Origin of the sequence: Alteromonas lipotrueae (assembly GCF_019249255.1) — a bacterium.
Taxonomy (GTDB): domain Bacteria; phylum Pseudomonadota; class Gammaproteobacteria; order Enterobacterales; family Alteromonadaceae; genus Alteromonas; species Alteromonas lipotrueae.
Genome location: NZ_JAESDJ010000014.1, coordinates 15,647 through 40,850 on the forward strand (window position 1 = coordinate 15,647; position 25,204 = coordinate 40,850).

The window sequence follows — 25,204 nt, forward strand, 5'->3', positions numbered from 1 at the left end:
CAATCCGATACACTTCAGCCTTTACTATGAATCACTATTGCAGGAATGCCATGAGCGACAACCATAACAACACATCGCCCACCGAGGCATCGGATGCACCTACTACTCATTTCGGCTTTAAGCAGGTTGAGAAAAACCAAAAAGCGTCGTTAGTAGCCAATGTATTCGATTCTGTTGCCGCTAAATACGATGTCATGAACGATTTAATGTCGATGGGTGTGCACCGTTTATGGAAGCGCTTTGCCATCGATTGTTCAGGTGTGCGTGCAGGGCAAAAAGTGCTTGATATCGCTGGTGGTACTGGCGATTTAACCGCAAAATTTTCTCGTCTTGTTGGCCCTACGGGCAACGTAACGTTGGCCGACATTAACTTATCGATGCTAAAAGTTGGCCGCGATAAACTAAGAGATCGCGGACTAGTTAGCAATATCGATTACGTTCAAGCAGACGCTGAGGCGTTACCTTTCCCTGACAACCACTTCGACGTGGTTACCATGGCTTTTGGTCTAAGAAACGTGACCGAAAAGCAAAATGCACTTAATTCAATTTACCGAGTGTTAAAGCCGGGTGGTCGGCTCTTGGTATTGGAATTTTCTAAGCCAACGTCAGAGCAATTAAGCAAACTTTACGACACGTATTCGTTCCATATATTGCCTAAAATGGGGCAGTTAGTGGCCAACGATGCCGAGAGTTATCAATACTTGGCAGAAAGTATTCGTATGCATCCTGATCAAGAGACCTTGAAAGGTATGTTCGAAACCGCTGGATTTGACCAGTGTGATTACCAGAACTTAACTGGTGGAATTGTAGCACTGCACCGAGGCTATAAGTTTTAATGCCAACGTCAGCATTGGTAAGTGCCGTTATTGAAACGGCAGCGAATAAAATTTTAGCGTTAGATCCAGACAGCGTTGCCAGAATGGCCTCGCTGAAAGGCGCGCGACTTATTGCTTATGTAGACCCCTTACCTTTTGCTGTAGTGCTTGTATTTTCTGAGCAGGTAGATGTACTGGCCTTACATGAGCCGTTTCAAGACACAGTCGCTACGCTAAATCATAAAGACTGCTGTATTAAAACATCCTTAGATACCCTGCCTGAACTTAAGCACATCAATCAGCTAACCCGACTTATTCAGCAAAACAAATTGCAGGTTGAGGGTGAACTTGCTGTGGCTCAGCAGGTTAGCGGCTTATTTCAGCAGCTAGATATTGATGTAGAAGAGCTGCTGGCTGCTAAAACCAACGATGTGGTAGCCCATCAAGCGATGAGCTGGTTTAGTGCTGTTAAGCGCAAAGCGACGGGTGCCCTGTCAGAGTTTAATAAAGTCGCTAGCAATGCCTTGATAGAAGAAAAGCAAATAGCAGCGCCCAAATTAGCGGTATTACATTTTAGTGATGAAGTGAACGCACTACGTGACGATGTAGCGCGATTAGACGCCCGCTTACTTCAGCTAGAACAAAAATCAATTTAAGAGACAAGCATGCGCATTGTTAGGTTGTATAAGATTAATAAGGTGTTGTTAGAGCATGGGCTAGACGACCTTATCCCTGCGAAATGGCTACCATGGTACGCACGCCTTATGCGTCACAGCATCTTTTGGATCCGCAATAAACACAAAGATAAGACTGCCGGTGAGCGCATTACGCTTGCACTACAAAGCCTTGGCCCGGTTTTTATCAAGTTTGGCCAAATGCTCTCGACACGCAGAGATTTGCTCCACCCTGCCATTGCTAATGAACTTGCTCGTCTGCAAGACAAAGTGCCTCCGTTTTCGTCAGAAGCGGCACAACAGATTATTAAAACCTCCCTTGGTCTAACCCATTTATCTGAGTTATTTAGTGAGTTTGATGAAGCGCCGTTAGCTTCAGCCTCTATTGCGCAAGTGCATGCTGCAAAATTAAAAGCGAATAATGAAGATGTGGTGGTTAAGGTTTTACGCCCAGATATACGTGAAACGATTGTGGCAGACATGGAGCTGCTTTTTAGTTTAGCGTCAGTTCTGCAAAAATGGCTGCCAGATGGCAAACGTCTTCGCCCCGTTGAAGTGGTGGTGGAATATCGCAAAACCATAGTAGATGAATTAGATCTTCTTCGTGAATCGGCAAGTGGTATTCAATTAGGGCGCAATTTTGAGGGCTCAGATTCACTATATATACCTAAAATATACAGCGATTATTGTCACAGCAATGTCATGGTGATGGAGCGCATATACGGGCTACCTATTTCCAATATAGATGCCTTGCTGGCACAAAACACCAATATGAAAAAGCTAGCAGAGCGAGGCGTAGAGGTCTTCTTTACCCAAGTATTCCGCGACAGCTTCTTTCATGCTGATATGCACCCCGGTAATATTTTTGTTTCTACCGAGCATCCAGAAAACCCCAAATACATTGCAATCGATTTTGGCATTGTGGGCACGTTAAACCGTGAAGATAAACGTTATTTGGCTGAAAATTTTATTGCGTTTTTTAACCGAGATTATCGCAAGGTAGCGCAACTTCACGCCGACTCTGGTTGGGTGCCAAACGACACCAATATTGATGAGTTCGAAATGGCGATACGCACGGTATGCGAGCCCATCTTTCAAAAGCCCCTTGCTGAAATATCGTTCGGTAATGTGCTACTACAGTTATTTAATACTGCCCGCCGGTTTAATATGGTGGTGCAACCTCAGCTAGTTCTGCTGCAAAAAACGCTGCTTTATATTGAAGGATTGGGGCGTCAGCTTTATCCGCAATTAGATTTATGGAAAACCGCAAAACCCTTTTTAGAAAATTGGATGCGCGAGCAAATTGGCGTAAAAGCCATGCTGGGTAAGGTAAAAGCAAACCTGCCGTTTTGGTCTGAAAAGCTACCTGAAATGCCGGATTTACTTTACGACAGCTTACAGCAAGTTAAGCGGCTTCCTTTGCAACAACAACGAGCTCAACTCGCTCTATTAGAACAGCAGAAAAGAAGCGCGCAATCCATTCAATGGGGCGTAGCGGGCGCTACCCTTATCTTGTTGTCGGCTATCTTACCCATGTATGAATTGAACTGGTGCTTCCCTGCACTTTCTGCCTGTGCAGGATCCCTCTGTTGGGTATTGGCGTGGCGTAAGAACCGTTAGCGACTGTTACGCTGGGGTGAAATTTTTATGAAATGCATTTTTTAGTGAATAAATTGTATATTAATCAGTTCGAAGAGTGTTATAGTTGCTTTGGCTTTAAGCCAAAAGTCTTTAAATAGACGAGATATGAAATTATTTGCTATATGTAAAACCGCTCAAGTTACCTTGTGATTTGTAGTAAGTTGTTGCCCATTCGTAAGTAAGACCAACTCCGCCTATTAAAGACACTCGCTATACGCGCTTATTGCGCAATTTAATATGATATTTGAGGTCTATACGACATGTCTAAAGTTACAGGCACCGTTAAGTGGTTTAACGCTGATAAAGGTTATGGTTTTCTAACTCAAGATAACGGCGGTAAGGACGTATTCGTTCATTTCCGTGCTATCGTTTCTGACGGTTACAAAACTCTTCCAGAAGGTCAGCGCGTGGAATTTGAAGTAGAAGAAGGTCAAAAAGGTCTTCAAGCTGCTAACGTGCACGCCATCTAAGAAATTCAAAAACGGCGGTCTGAAAAGACCGCCGTTTTTCTTTCTTTTATAAACACTACATTCGTTAATATAGTTGGTTTTCCCGCTATTAAGTGCTTTACTGTTGCAGTAATAGACTTAATGAAAGGATTTGCTAATGTTAAGGATGAATAGTGTTTTTTTCGCTTTTATTCTACTTACCGCGTTTATATCTTCTTCGTCATTCGCGCAATCATCCAGTAATATACAAAATACTTCCCAAGGCACCCAAGCTGCCAGCAGCGCCAGTAGTAAACAAACTAATAGCAAACAAAATAGTGCTATTGCCAGGCTATTCGGTGAACCGATTACCCTAGCTGACATTACTCCCGACCAAGACACTATTTCGAAGATTCGAAAGCAAGCGCCAGATAACGTCACACAGCTTGTTACTCAGATGCGAGCTATTAACCTAGCGAATCAGATTATAGAAGCCGTGCTTAGCGACTACGCTAGCACACACAATATCAAGGTAGACTCAGCCTTGGTTGATATTTTTAAGCAAAAATTTGGGGCAGAATATGAGAAGAACAACCAGAAAGTAGCTGCTAAGAAAGATGCTCAACAAAACGATAATGGGTTAGAGGAAAGTGCTAGCGCTGAAGACATTACCAGCATTGATGAGATTGCATCAACGCAAGTAGAGCGCTGGCAAATAGAAAAACACTTGTATAACACCTATGGCGGGGTAGTGATTTTCGAGCAGTCTAACCCTTCAATGCCAGTAGAAGCATACTTAACACTAATGAAAGAATATGAGAGCAAAGGCAAATTCCAGGTGGTAGATGAAGCCTTGGCCGAGCGCTTTTGGGAGGCCTTCAAGCCGCCATATGAATTTGTGATCGCGGCGGAAGATGTCGACTTTAGTCAGCCATGGTGGCGTTAACGTTTAAGTGGCATTACCTCTGGCAACACCGCTATTCGCTGTTAGTCGGCGAATAGTGGCGTAGAAAAGTAACGTTCAGCGCCGTCGGCAAGAATGACCACAATGTTTTTACCCTTACTACTAGGTTGTTGGGCTAATTGAGTGGCAGCAAACAGAGCGGCTCCCGAAGAAATGCCTACTGCTAAGCCTTCTGCCCTGGCGATCTGCTGGGCGTAGGCTATGGCCTCGTTGTCTTCTACCGTAATTACCTGATTAATTTGGCTTACATCAAGTACATCAGGAACATGGCCTGAACTTAGCCCCTGAATATTGTGCACCCCACCATGACCTTTGCTTAACACCGGACAACTTGCTGGTTCTACAGCCACTACTTCCAAATGAGGAATATGAGCTCGCATGCTTGTGGCTAAGCCAGTTAGCGTACCACCAGTACCCACACCCGCAACCACAATATCAATATTCCCATTAGTATCGCGCAGCAGTTCCTGAGCGGTAGATTGGGCGTGGGCGTTAGGGTTAGCTTGGTTTGAAAATTGGGACAGACCCACAGCATTCGGGTTTTGATCGATAAGTGCAGCAGCTTGCTCTATAGCCCCTTTCGTTCCGAGGTGCTTTGGCGTAGTGATTATATCGGCGCCATAGTGGCGAATCAGTTTCTGGCGCTCGATAGACATGTGTTCTGGGATGCATACCGTCAGCTTAATACCGTTGATAGCGCAAAGCCAAGCACAGGCCACACCGTTGTTTCCTGACGACGCCTCTATTATTTCAGTTTTCTCATTAAAGTCAGAACTCTCCATTAGCGCGTTAAGCATGGCCATTGCCGGCCTGTCTTTTATCGAGCCAGCGGGATTAAAAAATTCCACCTTGGCTAAAAGCGTTGCACACACGTTATGGCGTGCAGCAAATTTACTCAAGCGTATTAATGGTGTGTTTCCAATGGTTTGCGTTACATCGTCAACCACACCAGGCATGGTATTTCTCGCGTAATCAAGCATTTCAAAAATCTCTACAAGTCAGTTTTACTTAATAGTGACAGCTAGAAAAAGAGAAATTTACTCATTCCTACCCTTTTGATAAGCTGAATGTAGTAAATAATTCTAACTTAGTTGTTAAATATGAAAAATATTACTCTTGATGGTGTCGATAGAGCTATATTGTTGTTGCTTCAGCAAGATGCCGATGTACCAGTCGCTGACATAGCAGAGAAAGTTGGGCTAACGGCAACGCCTTGCTGGCGACGTATACAGCGTCTTGAAGCTCAAGGCGTTATCACTCGTCGTGTGGCGCTATTGCAGGCGCACAAATTAGGCTTGGCAATGACGGTATTTGTTCAAATTAAGGCCGCACGTCACGACGGAAAGTGGTTAACAGACTTCGCCAAGCATGCTTCGTCATTTGAAGAAGTGGTTGAATTTTATCGCATGTCTGGTGAATATGATTACCTGCTTAAAGTCCTGGTAACCGATATGGCAGCGTTCGATCATTTTTATAAAAGACTAGTTAATGGGATTGATCTCAACGATGTCACCTCTAGTTTTGCCATGGAACAGCTTAAATATACCACTGCACTTCCGCTTACCCATCTTTAATAATGTCCGAATAATGCTTCAATGGTTTTTGATTTACGAAAGTAAAAGAGCGGAGATCGGGTCTATGTTACTTATGCAGTACTAAAGACACTATTATCAGTTAGTTATTAATTTATGATTTAAGCTGTTTTTAGTGGTGCTTCAAATTAACTTTTTCCCCGGAAGGCAGTATGTAATGTTGAACACTATAAAAGTACGAATTTTAACGGGCTACGCGGGAATATTACTCGCTACTCTAGTTGCTGCCGTGGTATTAACACTTAATAATAAGCAGGTGACGCATCAGGTCGACACCTTTGTGAGTGAAACCTTACCCGCGTTAAGTACATTGGATAATGTGCAAAGTAATAGCAAGCAACTCGTGTTAATTGGTTACTCACTTTATGGCACAACGTTATCGGGCAATGCCTTTAAAGAACAAAAACAAGTATTAGTGCAACACGTTGATGCTGGATTCAAAGCACTAGGCTATATGGCCGGTGATACCCTTAAATCCCAGTTTAATTCGCTGGTTTCTAGTATGGACTCACTTCATGCAACTATGTCTGCATCGCGGGTTGATTGGGATCGAGCCCGAGATGATTTGCAGTCACTTAATGAATTAGCCTCTGTTTTTGATAACGCATTAATTGAAGTAAGAAATCAGGTGGCAAGCAAAGCCGGTGAGCGTTCTCAGGCGATAGGAAGTCAGTTACAAACCAGTCAATTCACTATTTATTTTCTTGTACTCATTCTGGCTGTTGTTGCCATGGCAGGTTTCTATAGCGCAAAAAAACAAATTGCTCAGCCTATAGAAAGCATGGCTGAGAAGCTCGATAGTTTAGCAAAAAGCAGAAATTTAGTGGCGCGCCTGCCAGAACAAAGCACCCATGAGCTTTGTCGAATGACCAACAGTATTCAAGGCTTGGTATCGGTTTTTCAAGCGGGCATGAATGAAGTAAAGGGGGCGGTTTCTGGGATAGAGGGTGCAGTTAGTTCTTTATCTGCATCATCTGAACAGTCAAGTTCGTCTGTTGCGACTTTGCTCACCGATATTACCGGCCTTGTGAACATCATGGACTCATTAGAGGCTGATATGGTGGAGAGCCTTCAGCGTTCACAAACTGCAGCAAGTGCAGCCCAGGACAGCGCAAAACAGGTGGATGCAGGTCGTGTGCAAGTAAAAGAGACCGCCGACGCTATTGCTGACTTAGCAAGCGATATTGAGCAAACGGCGAGTATGCTAGAAACCCTTCAAGTCGAAGGGAACAACGTTTCAAGTGTAGTAAAGACCATTGCAGACATTGCCGATCAGACAAACCTACTGGCATTAAATGCCGCTATAGAAGCTGCAAGGGCTGGAGACTCTGGAAGAGGTTTCGCGGTAGTCGCTGATGAAGTGAGGACCTTAGCTGTAAGAACTCACCAATCTACGGTCGAGATAAACACCATGCTAGAAAAAATTGTGGTTTCAATTACCTCTGCGGTATCCACCATGAGCTCAAACCAAAATAAGGCAAATGACTCAGTGAGGTTAGCGAATGATTTGGTATCAACCCTTGAAGCAGGAACGCAAAGCATTTTGGCGTTAGTAAGTGTTAGTGAAGAAGCGGCCGTCTTGGCGAAACATTCACAGTTGCAGGCCAATGAAGCGAAAAATGGTGTTAATCAATTCAAAAATTTGGGAGATAGACTGTCTCAGAACAACAGTCAGGTAAACGATGCGGCTGAAGATTTGTCTGCACTTGCAAATGGATTAAGTGCTAATGTGAACCAATTTAAAATAGGCTAATGCAAGGAGGGCCCTGTTAGGGGCCCTTCGTTACTAATGCTGTTGTTCTTCAGTTTGCTTGCTAGCAAAAATCTTGGATTTCTTTTGGATCTTACATCCTAAAATATTTTGAGCATTTTTCCGACCTATATAGTAAGCCACTGTATAGGGGTGAGCACGCCTGAAGAACCTTGAAAATGATTTAACTACATTGTTCATAATGGTCTCCTTTTAATTCTGCCCAAAATAAGCATACGTATATTTAATAATTATGTCAACACTGTCACAAAAGAAATTTATAACAAAATTTATTTTATTTTTAGTGTAATTATTCGTTTACATATGGGTGGGGTCTAAATTGGAAAGAAAGTGATCTAGTAATTTAGTTATGAAGTTAATGTGTTCTGGGTGAAAAAAAGGCTCCGTAACCAAGTGGTTAGGAGCCTATTATCTTTTTTAAGGGTGAACTGGTAGACAGGCGCTAATAGTAGCTAAGCTTTTCTGATTTACCTGAAAATATTTTGTATACCATTGCGGTGTAAGCCAGAATGCAAGGTACTACAATAACGACACCCACTAATAAGAAGCGAAGTGAGTTAGCGTCGCTGAGTGCATCTTGCACCGTAAGATGTCCTGGTATGACAAACGGGTAATAGCTTACCCCGAAGGCGGTGAAGCAAAGTACAAACACGGTTAATGCTATGGCAAAAGGCATCCATTCGCCTTTCCCGCCCGCATCAGGTAGCTTTTTCAATAACACGCCACATAAGCTAAGTAATAAAAAGCAGGCAACAGGAATAGCCATCAATACATAGCCAATAGTGGATGATAACCACAAGTCACGCACATCATCATGCAAGGTTAAGTTTGCTAGGCTTACCGCGACTATCCCTATAGAAAGCGCAAACAACCCTCTGCGCGCCCAATAATAGGCTTTGGCTTGTAAGTCGTTCTCTGCTTTTAATATTAACCAGCAAGAGCCAATAAAAGCATACGCAGCCGTTACGCCAATAGCAGACAATAAGGCAAACCCTTGTGCCCATATGTCGGTACGCAAGCCGGTTACATAGATGCCTAGCATATAACCTTGCGCCAGCGTGGTAAGTAGTGAACCGTACTTAAAGGTGAGGTCCCACTTACGTTTATGTACTTGAACGACCTTTGCCCTAAAATCGAAAGAGACGCCACGCAAAATGAGCCCCAGTAACATGATAGTGGCAGGGATATATAAGCTTTGAAGCACCTCACTGTGTGCCTCGGGAAAGGCAATCAGCAAAAGTCCAACGGCCAATACCAACCAAGTTTCATTGGCATCCCAGTAGGGGCCAATAGACGCAATCATATCGTCACGAAACGTTTCTTCTCGGGGCGGTATTAAAACACCTACCCCTAAATCGTAGCCATCTAAAATAGCGTAGAGCAATACTGCTAGCCCAAGCAGGCCAACGTAAATATTCCCTAATGTTTCTGCTGATACATTTTCGAATAACATAGCTGCTCCTTAAGTATTGGCCGGCGACATTTTGCTGGCTTTAGCCATTTCACGCTCTTCTGTAGAAATCTCTTCAATTTCAACGGCGCGCCGACACATCAACATGAGTGTACCCATATAAGCGAACAGCAAGATGGTATAAATCGTTGCGTACATGGTGAACGAGAAAGCGATATTAGAAGGAGGAAGCGTTGTTACCGCTTCTTGGGTGCGCAAAACACCACTGACGAGATAAGGCTGTCTACCTATTTCAGTCACATACCAACCCGCTAAGGTCGCTATCCAACCACTAAACGCCATGCCTGCGAATACACGCTTGAGCCAAAGTGGGAAAGATTTTCCTCTAAGTAAATAGCTACTACCAAGCCACGAAACCGCCAACATTAAAAAGCCCATGCCTACCATCACCCGAAACCCGAAGAACACAGGCGCTACCGGTGGATGTTCGCCTTCAAAGTCGTTCAGGCCTTGAATTTTGCCATCCATTTTATGGGTTAAAATTAAACTTGCACCGTTGGGCACTGGTATTTCAAAGTGATTTTCTCTGCTTTCTTCATCGGGAATAGCAAACAGCAGTAAGGGCGCGCCTTCAGTGGTATCCCATAAGCCTTCCATTGCGGCGACTTTTTGTGGCTGATGCTCAAGGGTATTTAATCCATGCATATCACCCGCAAAAATCTGTAAAGGAATAAGCACTGCTGCGGTATAAGTCGCGGTTTTAAGGGCAAGCTTTGGCGCTAGTTTGTCATCACCTTTCAGCATACGATATGCAGATAAACCGGCAATTAAGAAACTGGCTGTCAAACCCGAGGCTAGCATCATGTGTACAAAGCGATAGGGAAACGAAGGGTTAAAAATAATTTCGCTCCAGTCTACGGCATACACTACCCCGTCGATAATTTCATGCCCTTGAGGCGTTTGCATCCAGCTGTTAAGCGCCAAAATCCAAAAGGCTGACATGGTAGTGCCCACCGCCACAATCAATGTTGAAAGGGTGTGCAACCAATTGGGTACCCGACGAATACCAAATAACATAATACCAAGGAACGTGGCTTCTAAGAAAAACGCAGTAAGGACTTCGTAACCTAATAGTGGGCCCGCCACATTACCCACTCGCTCCATAAAGCCAGGCCAGTTGGTCCCAAATTGGAAAGACATGGTCACGCCACTCACTACACCAAGAGCAAAACTTAGTGCGAATACGCGCACCCAGAAGCGGTACATACGCATCCATACAGGGTGACCGGTTACATTTGAGCGAAATTTGAAGTAAAAAAGAAACCATCCCATTGCCATGGTGATAGTTGGAAACAGAATATGAAAACTAATATTTAATGCAAATTGTAAACGAGACAGCAAAAACGCATCCACAGATAGTCTCCTTAGTTAACGGAATTTTTTCCCGGCAGAATTTTGTCTTTCAGTTCTAACATACGGCCTACGCCCGAGCCGAGTTTCATCAAGGTGTTAAGTTTATCTGGGCCTAGGTTCTGAAGCTCTTGTGACCACGCGGTCACCGACTCTAATAAGTCGTGAATTTCATTCAGCTTATCTTGCGCATTGGCTTCAGTTTTGTTGGCGGGGGTATCTAATAGCAAATCCCGCAATAAGCTCATGGTAGGGTCTATTTCACGTTTACGGCGTTCTTCGAATACGCGGTTAGCAAGTGTCCAAATGTCACCGCCGGCAATAAAAAACTCTTTGCGCTCACCGGGAACAAGGTGTTGCTTAACCAAACGCCATGATTGCAATTCTTTTAGCCCCATACTGGTATTGCCTCGGGATATATTTAGCGCGTCGGCAATTTCTTGTGCTGAGATGGGCTCATCAGCAAGTACAATCAGCGCCAAAATTTGGCCCACAGTACGGTTAAAGCCCCAACGACTGCCCATTTCGCCGAAATGCATAACCGCAGAAGTAATAAGTGGTGTCATTTTCATGTCTATACCTGCTGAACTTTCAGAAATTACTGAAAGTTTATGCCGAAGTTTGATTGAGATCAACAAGTATCAGATGATAATTATGTTAGGAGGAACTCGAAGTCTAAATTGAAGGGCATAGTGAATCTTATGTGTGTTGATAAGTTGTCTCGTGACGTTTCGATTTATTGTTAAGTTTTAAAGATAGATGCTATAAACAATTTAGAATTAAACAGAAAACGCGATGTTGAGTTTTTTTGCTTTTAACACGCTAAAAAATAGGGATAAATGGTGAAAATATTTTCTGCGTTATTATGCGTGTTATTGATAATGTTCAGTGCTACCTCTTTTGGCAATGGCAACAGCAAAGAAGTTAAAGCCGCCAAAATAATAAAAAATGCTAACAAAGTGGAAGAGGCCTTTACCTCGCGCGGAGGGATGGAAGGTTGGACAAGAGTTTCATTTATAATAGACAAAGACGGTACAACGAAAGACATCGTTGTTTTTGATTATTCAGGCAAAGACAGATACGTTAAAAAAGTCACTAAATACATAAGAAACCTTCAATATTCTCCTGCACTCGTTAACAATAAGCCAGTAGCAAGTGCTCAAACCCTGTTTGTTAAACACACATACTCAGAGGCTGGCCATAGCGAAGGTAGTGTGACGCCTGCTTTTGCAAAAGAATACCAAGCTACCATAGATGCGCTTTCTAGCCCTACCGCGGATATGCTTAGCATAAAAAAATCCATAGACGATTTGGTGGAAGACCATACTAAAAATTTAAACGAACATGCTTTGGCTGCGTGGTTAAAGTCTATCTATTATTATAAAAATGAAGAATTTTTAGAATATATGCGCCAATCCCACATTACAGTAGATTTATACGAACACTTGCCTATAGCAATATTGGCTAAGTCTACGGTGAATCTTTTTCAGTCACAGCTTTATTTCGGCAATTTTAATGGCGCCGCCGAAACCCTTTCGCGTATGGGGAGTGTTAATGGCCTTAATTTATCTGAAGAAACCTATCAACAATTTGCAGACGCACTTAACGCTGCTAAAGCGACTGAATCAGCAAACGTCACTAAAGGTCAGCTTAGTAGTTTGGGCGCGTGGTCTCAATTTTATGAATTCTCAACATTTAAAGTTGAAGTGTCTCAAGGGAATGTTGATTCAGTGGAACTTAGATGTAACGATTATCAACAAAAATACGTAGAAGGTTGGGAGAACAAAATAGAGTTTCCGGCGCATACTTCTGATTGCATTTTGTTAATCAGAGGGGATGCGGGCTCAACATTTGATATTCTCGAAATTACTAGTTGAAAACCAAGAAAGCGAGAGCGGTTTCGCAAAATCATTGACTACAAGGCCGCTCTTCTAGTTTGCTAGCAAAAGACGCTGCTAAAAAGCGCGGCTAAATAATTACCAGCGCCTAATCATGGTTTGATAAACATCAGGGTCGAGTAGACTTTCTCGCTCGGCTTTAACGCCATCAAGCATAGCCATCGCCTCAGCTTTAGTTTCAACGATAACACCATCAATAACGTAAACACTGCTATCACCAGGTAATGCTTTATCTAATGGGTAGGCGATAAGTGCACTTGCTGGCACAAGGCTAACGCTAGTTTCACCAATATAGTCGGCAATACCATCGTCGTCAATATCTTTGGTAAGCCAAGGCAGCCCTAGAATTTTATTGTAACTGCCATCTTGCTGCATGACGTCAATCGTTTGTTCAAACGCTTTAATAGTGGCCTTAGCGTTAGGCGTATTGTTGCCCAATGCTAAAGAAAAACCTGCGTTCATTAATGCTGCTGAAGACACATGTAAAAGCTCTTCACCGTCTTTATCAAGAAGTAAATTAAACTCTTCAATAAGCAAACGGGTGGTAATTAAGTACGGCGCTCTGTCATCGGCCAATTGCTTAAATGCGTCGTACGTACTGGGATTACGTGACCACTTCACTTCTTTTAGCATGCGGAACTTTGGCGTATTAGCAAAGCGGTTTTCTATCGCTACGCGACTGTCTTTTAAATGCGGTATCAGCTTAATCTCTTCCACATCGTATTTTTTGCCCGTGGCATACAAATAGATGGGTAAGTAGGGGGCTGAAAGGGTAATCGCGTCTTTTCTTTCGCCTAAGTCTATATAGGCGAACTCGCCATCCACCTTACCAGAACGTACTGCGCTACCTAAGAAGGCATCGCGCATAACCTGAAGTTCTAGGTCGGTTTGCATTCGCGAGAACGCCGCTTCAACGATAGACGTGAGTCTTGAAGGTTCGCCCTCATCGCTTACGTAAGTTTCAAATGGCGCTGCGGCAAGGGTGACACTGTTTGCCTTTAACGGCGCCACCACGGTGATAAAACTTAATAAAGCGATGACTCTCACCAACACGGGCGACATCTCCTAAACAACGTTATTATTATCTATCGGCGCTATTACCTATTAACAGTATAACCGTTACTGGCCAAAACTGCCTGCAGCGCCTGGGAATACAACTGGGCTTTCAATGCCATCGTTGTTCACACTGGCAACCCCGAAAAAGTAGTTATCAATCACTACGTTTTCTAACGTGGCTTCGTTCACCTTACCAACAAACTTACTAAATTCCCATTGCGGTGCATCGGTATGACGCCAGTAAACTTTATAGCCCGACAGTTGAGGGTTTTGCGCTGTATCTGCTATATCCCACATTAATGTGGTAGAAGGCTGAACGGCGCCTTTAATTTTTACGTTAGCTGGCGGGTTGGGCGCCCAAGCCATAGCCGCTAGCGATACTGCGTTTAAACCAGTTAGCTTGGCTGCGTAATCAAAATTCACACCGTCTAAGGTATCGCCATACTTGATACCATCTTCTTCTCGAAGGTCCTGATGCTGGCGAGTGTAGTTTTCATTGGTTTCCATAATACGAATACCGGGAAAACCTAAATCGTTGAAGGGGCGATGGTGCCCGCCACGACCAAAGCGATCTAATCGATAAATGACCATGGTATCTAGATTCTCAATGTATTGGTCGGCAATTTTATCAATGTATCTTGCTAAGTTTCTGCTTGGTGAATCGACTTCTCCACCTGTGAAGCGGCGGGTGCGAGCTTCATCTGTGGTTTCGGTTACGCGAGTGCCTTCAGCAAATATGCGCGCCGTGGTGTTGTTGATAACCCCATTAACGCCCTCTATATTGCCAATCATGTCGTTGTTCAATACGGCTTTTAACCGCCAGCCGTCTTTTTGCGCTTGGTTTGCCATAATACGCCCACCAAACAGGCCTTGTTCTTCACCTGCCAGCGCAGCATAAACAATACTGCCGTTGAATGTGTATTTTGATAATATTCGCGCAGCTTCCAGTGTGCCAGCTACGCCCGATGCATTATCGTTTGCGCCAGGTGAGTCTGATGTGAAATCCATCACATCAGATACGCGAGAATCTATATCACCAGACATCATCACGTAACGTTCTGGATCGGTACTGCCGCGTTGAATAGCAATAACGCTTACTACCTCGACAGGGTCGGGTATACGTTTTTCACCGCTAATGGTTTCAGACTGAAAATACACGTCTAAGCAACCACCACATTCGGCTGATATCTTTTCAAACTCAGCCTTAATCCAGCGCCTTGCGGCCCCTATGCCTCGGGTATCTGATTCGGTTTCCGATAAGGTATGTCGGGTTCCAAAATTCACAAGGGTGGTGATATCGCTTTCAATGCGCGTTGGGGAAATGTCTTCGGCTATTTTGTATAAGGCTTGTTGTTGTTCATTTTGCGCTTGCGCTGTAAAGGTCAAGGAAAGTGGTAATACTGCTAGCGCTGAAATTTTTACGAATGTCGGAATGCTTTTTATCATTGTTTTCTCCATCTCTTTTTTATCACCATACTGGATACGAGAGAAAGCAACAAATAGCCTTAACGTGTGGAGAAGTTAATTGTCGAATTAAAAGGTGTATTAAGAATAGCCTCTTCAAAAAGAGGCTATTGCCAAAGGTGAAAGTAATTTGCTAACTATCTTGCTATATAAAGGGCACCAAATGAAGAATTACTCCAATCAGATAAAGATTCAAGATAATCAGTTGTATTTAGTACGTCTTCTACTCGCAGATACAGGAACCCTGACTCTATTTCCTGTGTTATGTCTAAATCTAGTTCGAAAGGTAAAACAACATCATCAAAATTCAGCGTATCAAGAATGCTCATTGAACCTTGAGCGGGAGTGGTCAAGCTGAAAGAAAATTCACCACCTGAACTGAAATACAGGTAAACATTGTCGGCACCGGTATTGGAGAAATCATAATCGTCGCCTGAAAGCATATCTTGAGCGGCTTCAAGGAATGGGGTTGGTTCCATCACGGTAAAATCGACGACGCCTGCATAATCTGAATCGACCGAAACACCAGACACCATGTCCATCCAAACGAAACCTTCTATGTCATCAAAAAGTATCTCATCATAGGTTGTTTCTTGAAATGTAAGATAGGTTTCCAAGTTTTCGCTTTCGCTGTAAATAGGTAAACTTTGCGGTAAAAAGGCGAGTGAGTCAGCGCCTTTGTAAAAATCAAAAGAGTGTAAATCTTCAATCTGGCTAGAACTTGATACGCGGTAAACGCTTTCAGTAAATACAGGTGTATTGGTGACTAAATAAGGAACGTTTGTATTAAGGTGTGCATCTGATAGCGAAATAGTATTCGTGCTATCAACGTCATAATCAGATATCTGAGTGCTGTACACCTCTATTTCTTGGTACGGCTGGCCGTTAATGGGAGTTGAAATAACGACTGCTAAACTAGGCCATTCGCCATCAACCGTTCTACACACTTCGGCTTCAGCCACTTCGTCAATGCTAGATAAATACGTTTGCTCATTAGTATTGGCCGCAGATGCACGCACATTAACACTGCCTGATGCCGTAAATTCACTGATATCAAAAGTGACACTCTCGCATTCACATTGAGTCACATTATCATCGGCACCGGGAAAGGAGATCATATTAAGAATTTTATCGGCAGTAACCGACACGTAGGTTTTTACTTCAGGAAAGCGGCCACTGTCGCCGATTGAGAAAGTAATTGAGCTGAAAGTGGCTACATCACCATAGTCTATCGTAATATCGCCATTTTCATCGGCTTCATAGACTTCTACAGCGTCGCCTGATGCATCATGCCGTACGATAACCGCTTCAGGTTGGGGAGTAACAGTGCCGCACTTCGATGTGTAAGAGGCGTTAACAATATATTCAAATGATGAGTTTCCGCCACCAGAGCCGCCGGATGGAGGCGTTTGAGTATCTGGGGTACTATCGCTACCACCGCAGCCAATCAAGCCCATGGCGGCTGAAGCAACAAGAAGATTTTTGGCGTTAAACATGATTTACTCCTACATACGTTAAGAAAAGGCGCAAGCAAAAGCAAAAACAAACAATTAAGGTGCCAATGCTTCTTGCTAGGCCAAAAAGGGCTATCCCGCCCTTTGGATACCGATTATAACAAAGCAACTCGTTGAGCAGTCAGTGGAAAGGTGCTCAACGCTTTGTTAATCAATTTTCATACTATCTCTATATGTACAGAGCCACCATTTTAAAATGTAACAATATGTATGTATGTTTAAATAAACGCGAAGGCATCGCCAAATAGATTTTCTACTTTTAAGCCGCGAACGGTAAAGTCTTCACGTACGGTTTTAGCCATTTCAAAACGTCCAGCAACATACACTTGCATGTGTTCGAAGTCTGTATGGTCGGCTAATACTGCATGGTGAACCCATCCTGTTCTACCTTTCCAGTCGTCTTCGGCAAATTCCACTACAGGTACAAAGGTAAAGTTATCGTGCTTGGCAGCGAGTGCATTTAGCGCTTCTGATAGATATAAATCACCGGCATGACGGCCTCCCCAATAAAGGGTAATAGGCGTTTTATCACCGCTGTTCAGATGCTGCTGTAAGATAGAGTAGGTATAGGAAAAGCCTGTGCCGCCAGCGATTAGTACCATCGGCAAGCCGTTTGATTGCAAAAAGGCTTCACCGTTATTTACGCTAAGACTAATTTCGCCTTCTTCTTTCATACGACTCAATACTTCACCGGCAAAAGTATTGCCAGGCTCTGCGCCAATGTGAAGTTCAATGCGTGAATTATCATAGGCGGCATTGGCAATAGAGAAGGGGCGCTTGTCTTTTTCGCCCATATCAATAAGTGCGTACTGGCCTGCTTGAAAGGCAACTGGCGCGGGAGGTGTTAATTCAATTTTGTATACTACGTCGGTTAACGGCGTGATGCTGGCAACCTTACATTTAATTTCTGACATGTAATCTCTTCTTACGTTTGCTGTTAGCGTTTCGCCGTTGGTAAGTCCATGATACCAAGTTCATCCCAGATATCATCCACCCGTTTTTTCACGTCTTCGTCCATCACAATGGGTTCGCCCCATTCACGGTCGGTTTCACCGGGCATTTTATTGGTGGCGTCCATCCCCATCTTCGACCCAAGGCCAGACACTGGCGAAGCAAAATCTAAATAGTCGATGGGAGTATTTTCAATCATAACCGTATCGCGGGCCGGATCCATACGCGTGGTAATCGCCCAAATTACGTCGTTCCAGTCGCGGGCGTTTACGTCGTCATCGCACACTATCACAAACTTGGTGTACATGAACTGTCGTAAAAACGACCATACACCCATCATTACGCGCTTAGCATGACCCGGATATTGTTTTTTCATGGTAACCACAGCCATGCGGTAAGAACACCCTTCTGGCGGTAGGTAAAAGTCTACAATTTCTGGAAACTGCTTTTGCAAAATAGGTACGAATACTTCGTTTAATGCTACGCCTAAAATAGCTGGCTCATCAGGCGGGCGACCGGTATACGTTGAATGGTAAATAGGATCTTTACGATGGGTAATATGGGTTACCGTAAACACAGGGAAGTCATCAACTTCGTTGTAGTAACCCGTATGATCGCCGTAAGGCCCTTCGGGCGCGACTTCGTCTTGTGCAATATAACCTTCCAGAACAATTTCAGCACTCGCGGGTACTTGCAGGTCGTTACTTATCGATTTAACCACTTCGGTTTTATCGCCTCGTAACAACCCTGCAAAGGCATATTCGGAAAGGGTGTCAGGCACAGGAGTAACGGCACCTAAAATAGTGGCCGGATCGGCCCCTAGTGCTACGCTTACTGGATAGGGCTTTCCTGGGTGAGTTTGGCACCATTCACGAAAATCGAGCGCACCACCACGGTGAGATAACCAACGCATAATAAGCTTGTTCTTACCGATAACCTGCTGGCGATAGATACCTAGGTTCTGGCGGTTTTTATGCGGGCCTTTGGTCACACTTAAACCCCACGTAATAAGCGGCGCGGCATCACCGGGCCAGCAACGCTGGATAGGCAGTTTACCTAAATCGACATCATCACCGGTTAGCACGACTTCTTGGCAAGGTGCTTTTTTTACGACCTTGGCGGGCATATTCAGTACCTGTTTAAAAACAGGCAATTTTTGCCATAAATCCTTTAGTCCTTTAGGTGGTTCGGGTTCTTTTAAATAGGCCAGTAATTCGCCCACTTCTCGAAGTGCCGCAACCGACTCTTGCCCCATTCCCATTGCCACACGTTCTGGTGTGCCAAATAAGTTGGCCAATACAGGCATGCTATGGTTTTTAGGGTTTTCAAATAATAGCGCAGGGCCACCGGCACGTAGTGTGCGGTCAGCTATTTCGGTCATTTCTAAATCGGTATCGATTGGCTGGCTAATGCGAACCAATTCACCTTTGGCTTCCAACTGGTGAATAAAGTCACGTAAATCTTTGTACTTCATTTGAACAGGGGGTATCCGCAGACTAAAGTTAGGAACAAGAATATACTATTTCGACACAAAGTCCGATCAGTTCAGTGGGCTAAAAGGGTGGCTTCTCAGATTTTAGCGGCGTATGTTGATAAAATAATCTGGACACCCTGAGTAAATGGTAGTCTGATAGCGTTAGTGCGGTTGAACTTCAAGTAGTTGAACTGTCTATACAAAAGAGTGAATAACAATAATACCCTTTTTTGCCTAAGGTGAGTGTATGACAATATTTGACCAGGACATGCTCGACGAACTTAACTTATTAGTTAAGTTTCCTACAGACAGTTTATTACAAGGCCTAAAAATACATCACGATGCCAGCCAATCAATGGTGAATGCCGCATCAAGACTTTATACAAAGGGTTTGATTACTCAGCCTGATGGCGGTTACCTTACCGATTTAGGAATAGATTTGGCCGATCACTCCCGCCATCTACAGTCCGCGCTGTGTAACCGCAAAAGCAGCCACTAGCGAATACGGGCTTGAAGCGGGGCTGCCACAAAGCCCCGTTAAATTACCATTAAGTATTCGCTGTAATGGCCGATAATTAAACATAGCCAATAAGGCCTAGATGCAATAGCGTTATATACATACCGTTATTTGTTTCCCCGCCTTTATATCTGAACGATTTAAAAGTGTTACTTTTAAACATTAATTTCTAAACAAAGAAGCCATTGATATGAAATTGTATTCACTGCCCACAATTTGTTTATTGCTTTCTTCGCTTTTCAGCGCAGCGGTGTTGGCTGAAGGGGAAACTATTGATGAAATTCGTGCGGTGCAGTTATACGATCAAAATGCGCTTATCGATATGATTAATGCCAATACCCACTTAGATAAAGTGGTCACTGATAGATGTCAGCTGGTGCAAGACATAGAAGCCCGTGCCGATATACTTAAAGTGCCCGCGTATCAGTTTTTATGGGGTGACATGTTAGCGTGGGGTGTGTGTGTCGACGCAGAGCCCGCTCGAGGTATGACTCACATTGAAGACGCAGCAAATCAAGGCTTTCCAGCTGCTTTAGAACAGCTTGGCCGTTATTACGCCAATGGTACATTGGTGCAACAAGACAAAGAAAGAGCGGTGGTGTATTTGCGAGAAGCCGCGGCAATGAAAAGCTTAAAGGCGCAATTGCAGTTAGTTGAATTGTTTCTAGACGGCTACGGTAGCCCCTATGATTATCAAGATGCTTACCAATGGCTGCACAATTCAGTCACTAACGACAAAGCGCAACATCAAAAAATAGCCAGTTACTTAAGCAAGCTTGAACAGCTAATGCACCCTAAAGCAGTACGCGCAGCAAAACGCCCATTGGACAGCTAATCCACTTAGGCTAGCAATCACTGGTAGCACGTTCGCTCGCCATTAAGCACGTTCGCTAAAAAGTATATGGCGCGCTCGAAAACTTCCCCCACTGCAACAATGCTTGAGCAAATTCACTTCGCCCGCAATTCATTTAAACTGCAATATAGTTCGTCCGCAATTCACTTAAACCGCAATATAGTGCGACTTTAATAAATTAAGATCGCAAGAAAAAACATCCAGTAGGCTATCAATAGCCTCTTACTCCAATCCAACACATTCATTGTGTACTTATATACGTGCATGATATTTATTGGGTTTTGAAACATGTTGTCATAAAACTGCCTCTTACCTGTCACCTTCGCTTCATCATTTCGTCTTATAACAAGATTAGATTCATCTGCTTTGCAGAGCTCTGACCACTACTGCAATAAACCATGAAAAAACACACTCAATCAAGCGCACAACACACTAACGAAATATTCATTAAGGGACAGACACATGTTTTCAAAAACCCTATTAGCCAGCGCTATTTTTAGTGCATTGGCCGCTCCAACATTTGCTAATACAGATTCACCAGCAGATGAGAAAGACTACATTGAAGAAATTACTGTTACTGCTCAAATGCGTGAGCAATCGATAATGGATGTTCCGGTAACCATGGATGTAATTTCAGGCGACTTTCTAGAACGCACTAACATTATGGAACTTGATGAGCTATCTCGCGTTTTGCCAAACGTGCAAATACAAGAACAAGCGGTAAGCCTGCCTTCATTTAATATTCGTGGCGTTACAGACGACGGATCTTCCGTTTCGGCCACGCCACGTATCTCCGTATATCAAGATGGCTTCGATATCAGTAAGAAAACCGTATCAAGTGTGGCGCTTTACGATATTGCTCGCGTTGAAGTATTAAAAGGCCCGCAGCCCACACTATTTGGTGTTGCCGCGGCTAACGGTGCTATCAGTATTCACTCTCACTTGCCTACCAATGAAAAGGAAGCAACGGTTCAGGTAGGTTACGACACTGAGTCGGGTAAAGAAGCCGAGTTCATGTTCAATACACCTATTAATGACAATCATAGCGTGCGTATTGCGGGCTTATATCGTGAGATGGACGGTATTGTAGAAAACAATGCGTGTTCTGAAGACAGTTATTATGGCAACGCCGACATGATTGACCATTTAGGCAATACCGTACCCTGTAACAGCGAAGACTTACAAGGCATATCAGTGCAGGCCCTTCGTGGTACATGGAAGGCCAGCTACGATAACTTTGAAATAATCGCCCGTGCTTCAATGGAATATAACGACCAACCGGGTATTGCCTTTAAATCAGGTTCAATTGCCCCTAATGGCGGCGATACCAGCCCGTTTACGGCTGCTGAATTTAGTATGGGGAGCGAGCTTGGCATTGAGCGTACGCTGCAGGCCTACGATATTTCACTAGATTACGATATTAGCAACAGCTTAATGTTTCATGGCGATGCGTATTATAAAGACGTAGAAGTGAGTGAAGGGTTTGATGCCGATGGTTCAGCCCTTAGAATTCAAGATGCCTACTTCGATAACGATGCAACACTAAGCGGTGGATCTATGCGCTTGGTTTATGATTCGGGCGAAAAGCTGGTAGCTTTTGTGGGCGCCTCTGTAAGCCAAGATGATTCGATACTGCCGTATTACGTTATGGTAGACCCGTTTGTACGTGGCACCTTCGACGCGGTAAAAGCTCAACTAGAAGCCTCAACCAATATTCCGTTAAATCAAAATATTGCTACCGATGCCTCGCTTGAAGAAATTGAAGCTTTGCGTGCTATGTTAGTGTCTTCATTGTTTAATGCCGACGGCACGCCAATTTCAAGTGCAGACTTTCCCTCAACTATTATTCAAGGCCCTTATATTTTTGAGGCAGAGCTAGATATCACGTCTTATGTGGCTGAGGTATCTTACTTTGTGACTGACAAGGTGAATGTGACCGCTGGTGTACGTTATATTGATGAATCACGCTATACCAAAAACACCTATACATTAGATTCAGGCACATTTGAATTTGAGGGTGAAGGCGACTTCGACGATACGCTACCTCGCTTTGCCGTTAGTTATGACATGAACGATAGCTGGAATTTTTACGCAAACTACGCGCGCGGCCGTCGCTCACCCGTAGTTAATGCGGATTTTTCTGGGGTATCGACAACCAAAGCTGAAATTGTTGATAGCTACGATTTAGGGGTTAAATACCAAAGTAACAATTTCACTTTCTCAGGCGCGATTTTTACGTATGAATATAGTGATTATCAACAGTCTTATACTGATCCTGAAACTTTGCAATCCATTACCGTAACTGTGGGTGATTCAACCATGTCGGGCATTGAAGGCATGGGAACTTACCATTACAGCGATACGTTATCGATAACCGGTAGTATCGGCTTCCTAGACGCAGAGTTTGCTGATGAAACGGCTGATGGTAGTCCATTCCAGTATGCCGGAAATAAGTTTCGTCTAGCACCTGAGGTGAGTGGTGCTATTAATATTAATAAGGAATTTGAAGTTCAGAACTGGTTAGTGAATGTGAATTGGCTAACGAGCTTCCAGTCTGAAGTATTCTTTGAAAGCAGTAACTACCCTGGTTTGTCGCAAGATACTCATTCATTGACAGATATCTCTGTACAGTTTTCACAAGAAGCAAGCAGCTTTGCGTATGAAGTGTATTTAGAAAATGCCTTCGATAAAGAGTATGTGATTGATGCTGGTAATACCGGCGGTGGTTTAGGTATTCCTACTTATGTTCGCGGTATGCCGCGCATTGCAGGCGTGCGTTTCTACTATAGCTACTAATATCGGTAGCTTTTCAATAATAAAAAATCCCGTTTCGCTTTTGGCGGTAACGGGATTTTTTTTGTCTTGGTGCTAGGTGGCAAGTAACGCGGCTAGCGCTTTACTAGTCTCAATCCAGCCACTACTTACTTTTTTTACTTAGCCTCTACTCGGCCACTAAACAGGCCTTCGTCAGGCCTCAATGACAAACTCATGACTATTTACTGTGCTGGCAGACGTGGATTTAATGGAATCTACATAACGCCACGTGGCAACCGCCTGTTTTTCAGTAAAAGATACCGTTAAATATCCCCGCTGATGCAAATTGCAATATGCTAAATCATCGATAAGTACAGGAAGATCTTCCGCCATGGTTGTCGCAGCGTCAGCATCCATTTTCAAATAATGCTCCATACCCGGCGATGAGACACTGGGTGTGGCCAGCTCTGTTGCCACCGCTGTGCCATCTTGCAAGGTTAAGGTGTTATGCCACGCATTGTGCGTGTCGCCTGCTAACGCGATCACAGGTTTATTTAATTGTTGCACTGCCGTTAGCAATTGTTCCCTTTCTACCGGATAGCCATCCCAGGCATCAAGGTTGTATGGCATGGCAGCGGCTAGCAGCTTTTCTTCTTGTGCTGAAATGGTTTCTCCGGCTAGCTTTCTGCGTTTGCTATTTGCAAGGGCGTGCACATGAGCAGGAATTTTTTCAAAAGGGACACCATTAAAGATAGAGGCAGGAAACATCATGCGGCCAATTAAAAGCTGCTGCCCTAATACTTGCCATTTCGCTTTGCTATTGTTCATGGCCGTATTAAGCCATGTTCGTTGAGCAGCACCCAGTAAGCCTCGTTCTGGCGCACTAATCGCCTTGGTAAATCCGGGTAAATCAAAAGCCTCGGAATCGGGCGCATCAGGGTCGCGAAAGTCGCTATAGGCTAATTGCTTGTCTCGCGCGAGAACACGGGTATCTAGCATGTATAGGTCAACTAAGTCGCCAAAGGTAAACTGGCGGTATATTTCTAATCTGCTTTCGCCAAAGGTAGGTCGAATGGGTAGCCACTCATAATAGGCCTGCACCGCCGCGGCCCTGCGCGCATAAAAATCCCCTTCATCTTCTTGATGATTTTCTGCGCCATCTTTGTAGGTGTCGTTAGTGATTTCATGATCGTCCCACACCACAATAAAAGGCTTAGCACGGTGTAAATCTAATAAACCTTGGTCGTTACGATAGAGCGCGTAGCGTTTACGGTAATCTTCAAGAGTATAAAGCTCGGTGTCGTTGTCTTTAGCAAACGTGCGGCCTAATTCTTTAGCATGTTCGGTGGCATAGCCTTCGCCATCATATTCGTAAATGTAGTCGCCTAGATGTAATACAAAATCAATATTCTGTTGTGTCGCAGCATCAGCATACGGCGTAAAAAAGCCCGCAGGGTAGTTAGAACATGAAAACACCCCGAACATTACCTGGCTTACGTTGTCTTTCGGCAAGGTTAATGTTGTACCTACTTCGCTCATGTTATTTGCGCTTTTAAAACGATAGTAATAGCGGGTGGCTGGATTCAAACCGGTGACATCAACTTTAACGGTATAGTCTCGTGATTGCTTGGCCTCGGCAATATCACTGGCAACAAGCGTACTAAAATCTTTTGAAGTTGATACTTCCCATAAAATGTTGGCGTTTGCTGCGCTTTTGTCGGGCAAAGCGCGGGTCCAAAGTATAACGCTATTATGCAGTGGGTCGCCGCTTGCAACCCCATGAGTGAAGCTGGCACTATCTTGAGGCTTTTTAGTAGAAACACAGCCGGCTAAGCCCGTTGAAATGGCAACACTGGCACCGGCGATAGAACTTAATTTAATAAAAGAACGTCTGTCCATAAGGCGTGTCCGTAAACGTTATTTTTTTAGTGATTGAGAACTAAAGATATATCGAAAGAGTATGACACTGGCATGGCAGTTTTATAACGCAATGTTTTGTGTAGATTGCTGTTATACT

Annotated in this window: 22 protein-coding genes; 11 read left to right on the plus strand and 11 right to left on the minus strand. The window is 43.9% G+C overall.

All coding sequences use genetic code 11. From position 1 onward, the window contains the following. Positions 1 to 50: 50 nt before the first annotated feature. From ubiE to KYS23_RS16490, 5 genes are all read left to right on the plus strand, one after another. Positions 51 to 836 carry a bifunctional demethylmenaquinone methyltransferase/2-methoxy-6-polyprenyl-1,4-benzoquinol methylase UbiE gene (gene ubiE, locus KYS23_RS16470; RefSeq protein ID WP_013786255.1) on the plus strand — a complete coding sequence of 262 codons (786 nt, stop codon included), beginning with the start codon at positions 51 to 53 and terminating at the stop codon, positions 834 to 836. Next, positions 836 to 1,471: a ubiquinone biosynthesis accessory factor UbiJ gene (locus tag KYS23_RS16475; RefSeq protein WP_159533523.1), complete on the plus strand. Its 636-nt coding sequence runs from the start codon at positions 836 to 838 to the stop codon at positions 1,469 to 1,471. Before ubiE ends, KYS23_RS16475 begins: the two co-directional genes overlap by 1 nt. A gap of 9 nt (positions 1,472 to 1,480) precedes the next feature. Beyond that, a complete protein-coding gene (ubiB, locus tag KYS23_RS16480; RefSeq protein WP_218419434.1) occupies positions 1,481 to 3,109 on the plus strand; it encodes a ubiquinone biosynthesis regulatory protein kinase UbiB in 1,629 nt (542 codons plus the stop codon). Positions 3,110 to 3,390: 281 nt separating this feature from the next. Further along, positions 3,391 to 3,600, plus strand: a complete 210-nt coding sequence (gene cspE, locus KYS23_RS16485) for a transcription antiterminator/RNA stability regulator CspE (RefSeq protein ID WP_013786252.1) — start codon at positions 3,391 to 3,393, stop codon at positions 3,598 to 3,600. A 136-nt stretch (positions 3,601 to 3,736) separates the two neighbouring features. Next, positions 3,737 to 4,504 (plus strand): hypothetical protein, encoded by a 768-nt coding sequence (locus tag KYS23_RS16490; protein WP_159533519.1) that lies wholly within the window; start codon positions 3,737 to 3,739, stop codon positions 4,502 to 4,504. 41 nt (positions 4,505 to 4,545) lie between these two features. Here the strand turns inward: KYS23_RS16490 and cysK are convergent, their stop codons facing one another. Further along, positions 4,546 to 5,502, minus strand: coding sequence for a cysteine synthase A (gene cysK / locus KYS23_RS16495; RefSeq protein WP_218419436.1), 957 nt, complete (start codon positions 5,500 to 5,502; stop codon positions 4,546 to 4,548). Positions 5,503 to 5,622: 120 nt separating this feature from the next. On the opposite strand from cysK, the gene KYS23_RS16500 reads away from it, so the two are divergent. Further along, positions 5,623 to 6,096, plus strand: a complete 474-nt coding sequence (locus KYS23_RS16500; protein ID WP_159533515.1) for an Lrp/AsnC family transcriptional regulator — start codon at positions 5,623 to 5,625, stop codon at positions 6,094 to 6,096. Positions 6,097 to 6,271: 175 nt separating this feature from the next. Further along, positions 6,272 to 7,867, plus strand: coding sequence for a methyl-accepting chemotaxis protein (locus KYS23_RS16505; RefSeq protein WP_159533513.1), 1,596 nt, complete (start codon positions 6,272 to 6,274; stop codon positions 7,865 to 7,867). A 33-nt stretch (positions 7,868 to 7,900) separates the two neighbouring features. Here the strand turns inward: KYS23_RS16505 and KYS23_RS16510 are convergent, their stop codons facing one another. The 4 genes from KYS23_RS16510 to KYS23_RS16525 all read right to left on the minus strand — a co-directional run bounded on the left by KYS23_RS16510 (position 7,901) and on the right by KYS23_RS16525 (position 11,278). Beyond that, entirely contained in the window at positions 7,901 to 8,065 is a 165-nt protein-coding gene (locus KYS23_RS16510) for a hypothetical protein (protein ID WP_167347530.1), read from the minus strand. A gap of 262 nt (positions 8,066 to 8,327) precedes the next feature. Next, complete coding sequence (locus KYS23_RS16515) at positions 8,328 to 9,338, minus strand: cytochrome d ubiquinol oxidase subunit II (protein WP_159533511.1); 1,011 nt, start codon at positions 9,336 to 9,338, stop codon at positions 8,328 to 8,330. Positions 9,339 to 9,347: 9 nt separating this feature from the next. After that, positions 9,348 to 10,709, minus strand: a complete 1,362-nt coding sequence (locus tag KYS23_RS16520) for a cytochrome ubiquinol oxidase subunit I (RefSeq protein ID WP_159533509.1) — start codon at positions 10,707 to 10,709, stop codon at positions 9,348 to 9,350. Positions 10,710 to 10,720: 11 nt separating this feature from the next. Continuing rightward, positions 10,721 to 11,278 carry a GbsR/MarR family transcriptional regulator gene (locus KYS23_RS16525; RefSeq protein WP_013786244.1) on the minus strand — a complete coding sequence of 186 codons (558 nt, stop codon included), beginning with the start codon at positions 11,276 to 11,278 and terminating at the stop codon, positions 10,721 to 10,723. Between the two features lie 270 nt (positions 11,279 to 11,548). Between KYS23_RS16525 and KYS23_RS16530 the strand changes: the two genes are divergently transcribed. Beyond that, entirely contained in the window at positions 11,549 to 12,583 is a 1,035-nt protein-coding gene (locus KYS23_RS16530) for an energy transducer TonB (protein ID WP_218419438.1), read from the plus strand. A gap of 99 nt (positions 12,584 to 12,682) precedes the next feature. On the opposite strand, the gene KYS23_RS16535 is transcribed toward KYS23_RS16530, so the two are convergent. The 5 genes from KYS23_RS16535 to ubiD form a co-directional block, all read right to left on the minus strand. Next, on the minus strand, positions 12,683 to 13,657 hold the full coding sequence (locus KYS23_RS16535; protein WP_218419440.1) for a substrate-binding periplasmic protein: 975 nt from the start codon (positions 13,655 to 13,657) through the stop codon (positions 12,683 to 12,685). A gap of 66 nt (positions 13,658 to 13,723) precedes the next feature. Further along, on the minus strand, positions 13,724 to 15,106 hold the full coding sequence (locus KYS23_RS16540; RefSeq protein WP_246604460.1) for a M28 family metallopeptidase: 1,383 nt from the start codon (positions 15,104 to 15,106) through the stop codon (positions 13,724 to 13,726). A gap of 155 nt (positions 15,107 to 15,261) precedes the next feature. Beyond that, positions 15,262 to 16,620 carry a hypothetical protein gene (locus KYS23_RS16545; protein WP_159533501.1) on the minus strand — a complete coding sequence of 453 codons (1,359 nt, stop codon included), beginning with the start codon at positions 16,618 to 16,620 and terminating at the stop codon, positions 15,262 to 15,264. A gap of 236 nt (positions 16,621 to 16,856) precedes the next feature. After that, the gene (fre, locus tag KYS23_RS16550; protein WP_159533499.1) at positions 16,857 to 17,552 is read right to left on the minus strand and encodes an NAD(P)H-flavin reductase; all 696 of its coding nucleotides are present in this window, start codon (positions 17,550 to 17,552) and stop codon (positions 16,857 to 16,859) included. Positions 17,553 to 17,575: 23 nt separating this feature from the next. After that, positions 17,576 to 19,063 (minus strand): 4-hydroxy-3-polyprenylbenzoate decarboxylase, encoded by a 1,488-nt coding sequence (ubiD, locus tag KYS23_RS16555; RefSeq protein WP_013786238.1) that lies wholly within the window; start codon positions 19,061 to 19,063, stop codon positions 17,576 to 17,578. A 247-nt stretch (positions 19,064 to 19,310) separates the two neighbouring features. Here ubiD and KYS23_RS16560 point away from each other — a divergent pair, with 247 nt between their 5' ends. The 3 genes from KYS23_RS16560 to KYS23_RS16570 all read left to right on the plus strand — a co-directional run bounded on the left by KYS23_RS16560 (position 19,311) and on the right by KYS23_RS16570 (position 23,229). Then, positions 19,311 to 19,562, plus strand: coding sequence for a TIGR02647 family protein (locus KYS23_RS16560; RefSeq protein ID WP_126871752.1), 252 nt, complete (start codon positions 19,311 to 19,313; stop codon positions 19,560 to 19,562). Between the two features lie 208 nt (positions 19,563 to 19,770). Then, a complete protein-coding gene (locus KYS23_RS16565; RefSeq protein ID WP_159533495.1) occupies positions 19,771 to 20,415 on the plus strand; it encodes a tetratricopeptide repeat protein in 645 nt (214 codons plus the stop codon). A gap of 480 nt (positions 20,416 to 20,895) precedes the next feature. Further along, complete coding sequence (locus KYS23_RS16570; protein WP_159533493.1) at positions 20,896 to 23,229, plus strand: TonB-dependent receptor; 2,334 nt, start codon at positions 20,896 to 20,898, stop codon at positions 23,227 to 23,229. A 171-nt stretch (positions 23,230 to 23,400) separates the two neighbouring features. On the opposite strand, the gene KYS23_RS16575 is transcribed toward KYS23_RS16570, so the two are convergent. Beyond that, positions 23,401 to 25,086, minus strand: coding sequence for an alkaline phosphatase D family protein (locus KYS23_RS16575; protein WP_218419443.1), 1,686 nt, complete (start codon positions 25,084 to 25,086; stop codon positions 23,401 to 23,403). Positions 25,087 to 25,204 lie beyond the last annotated feature (118 nt).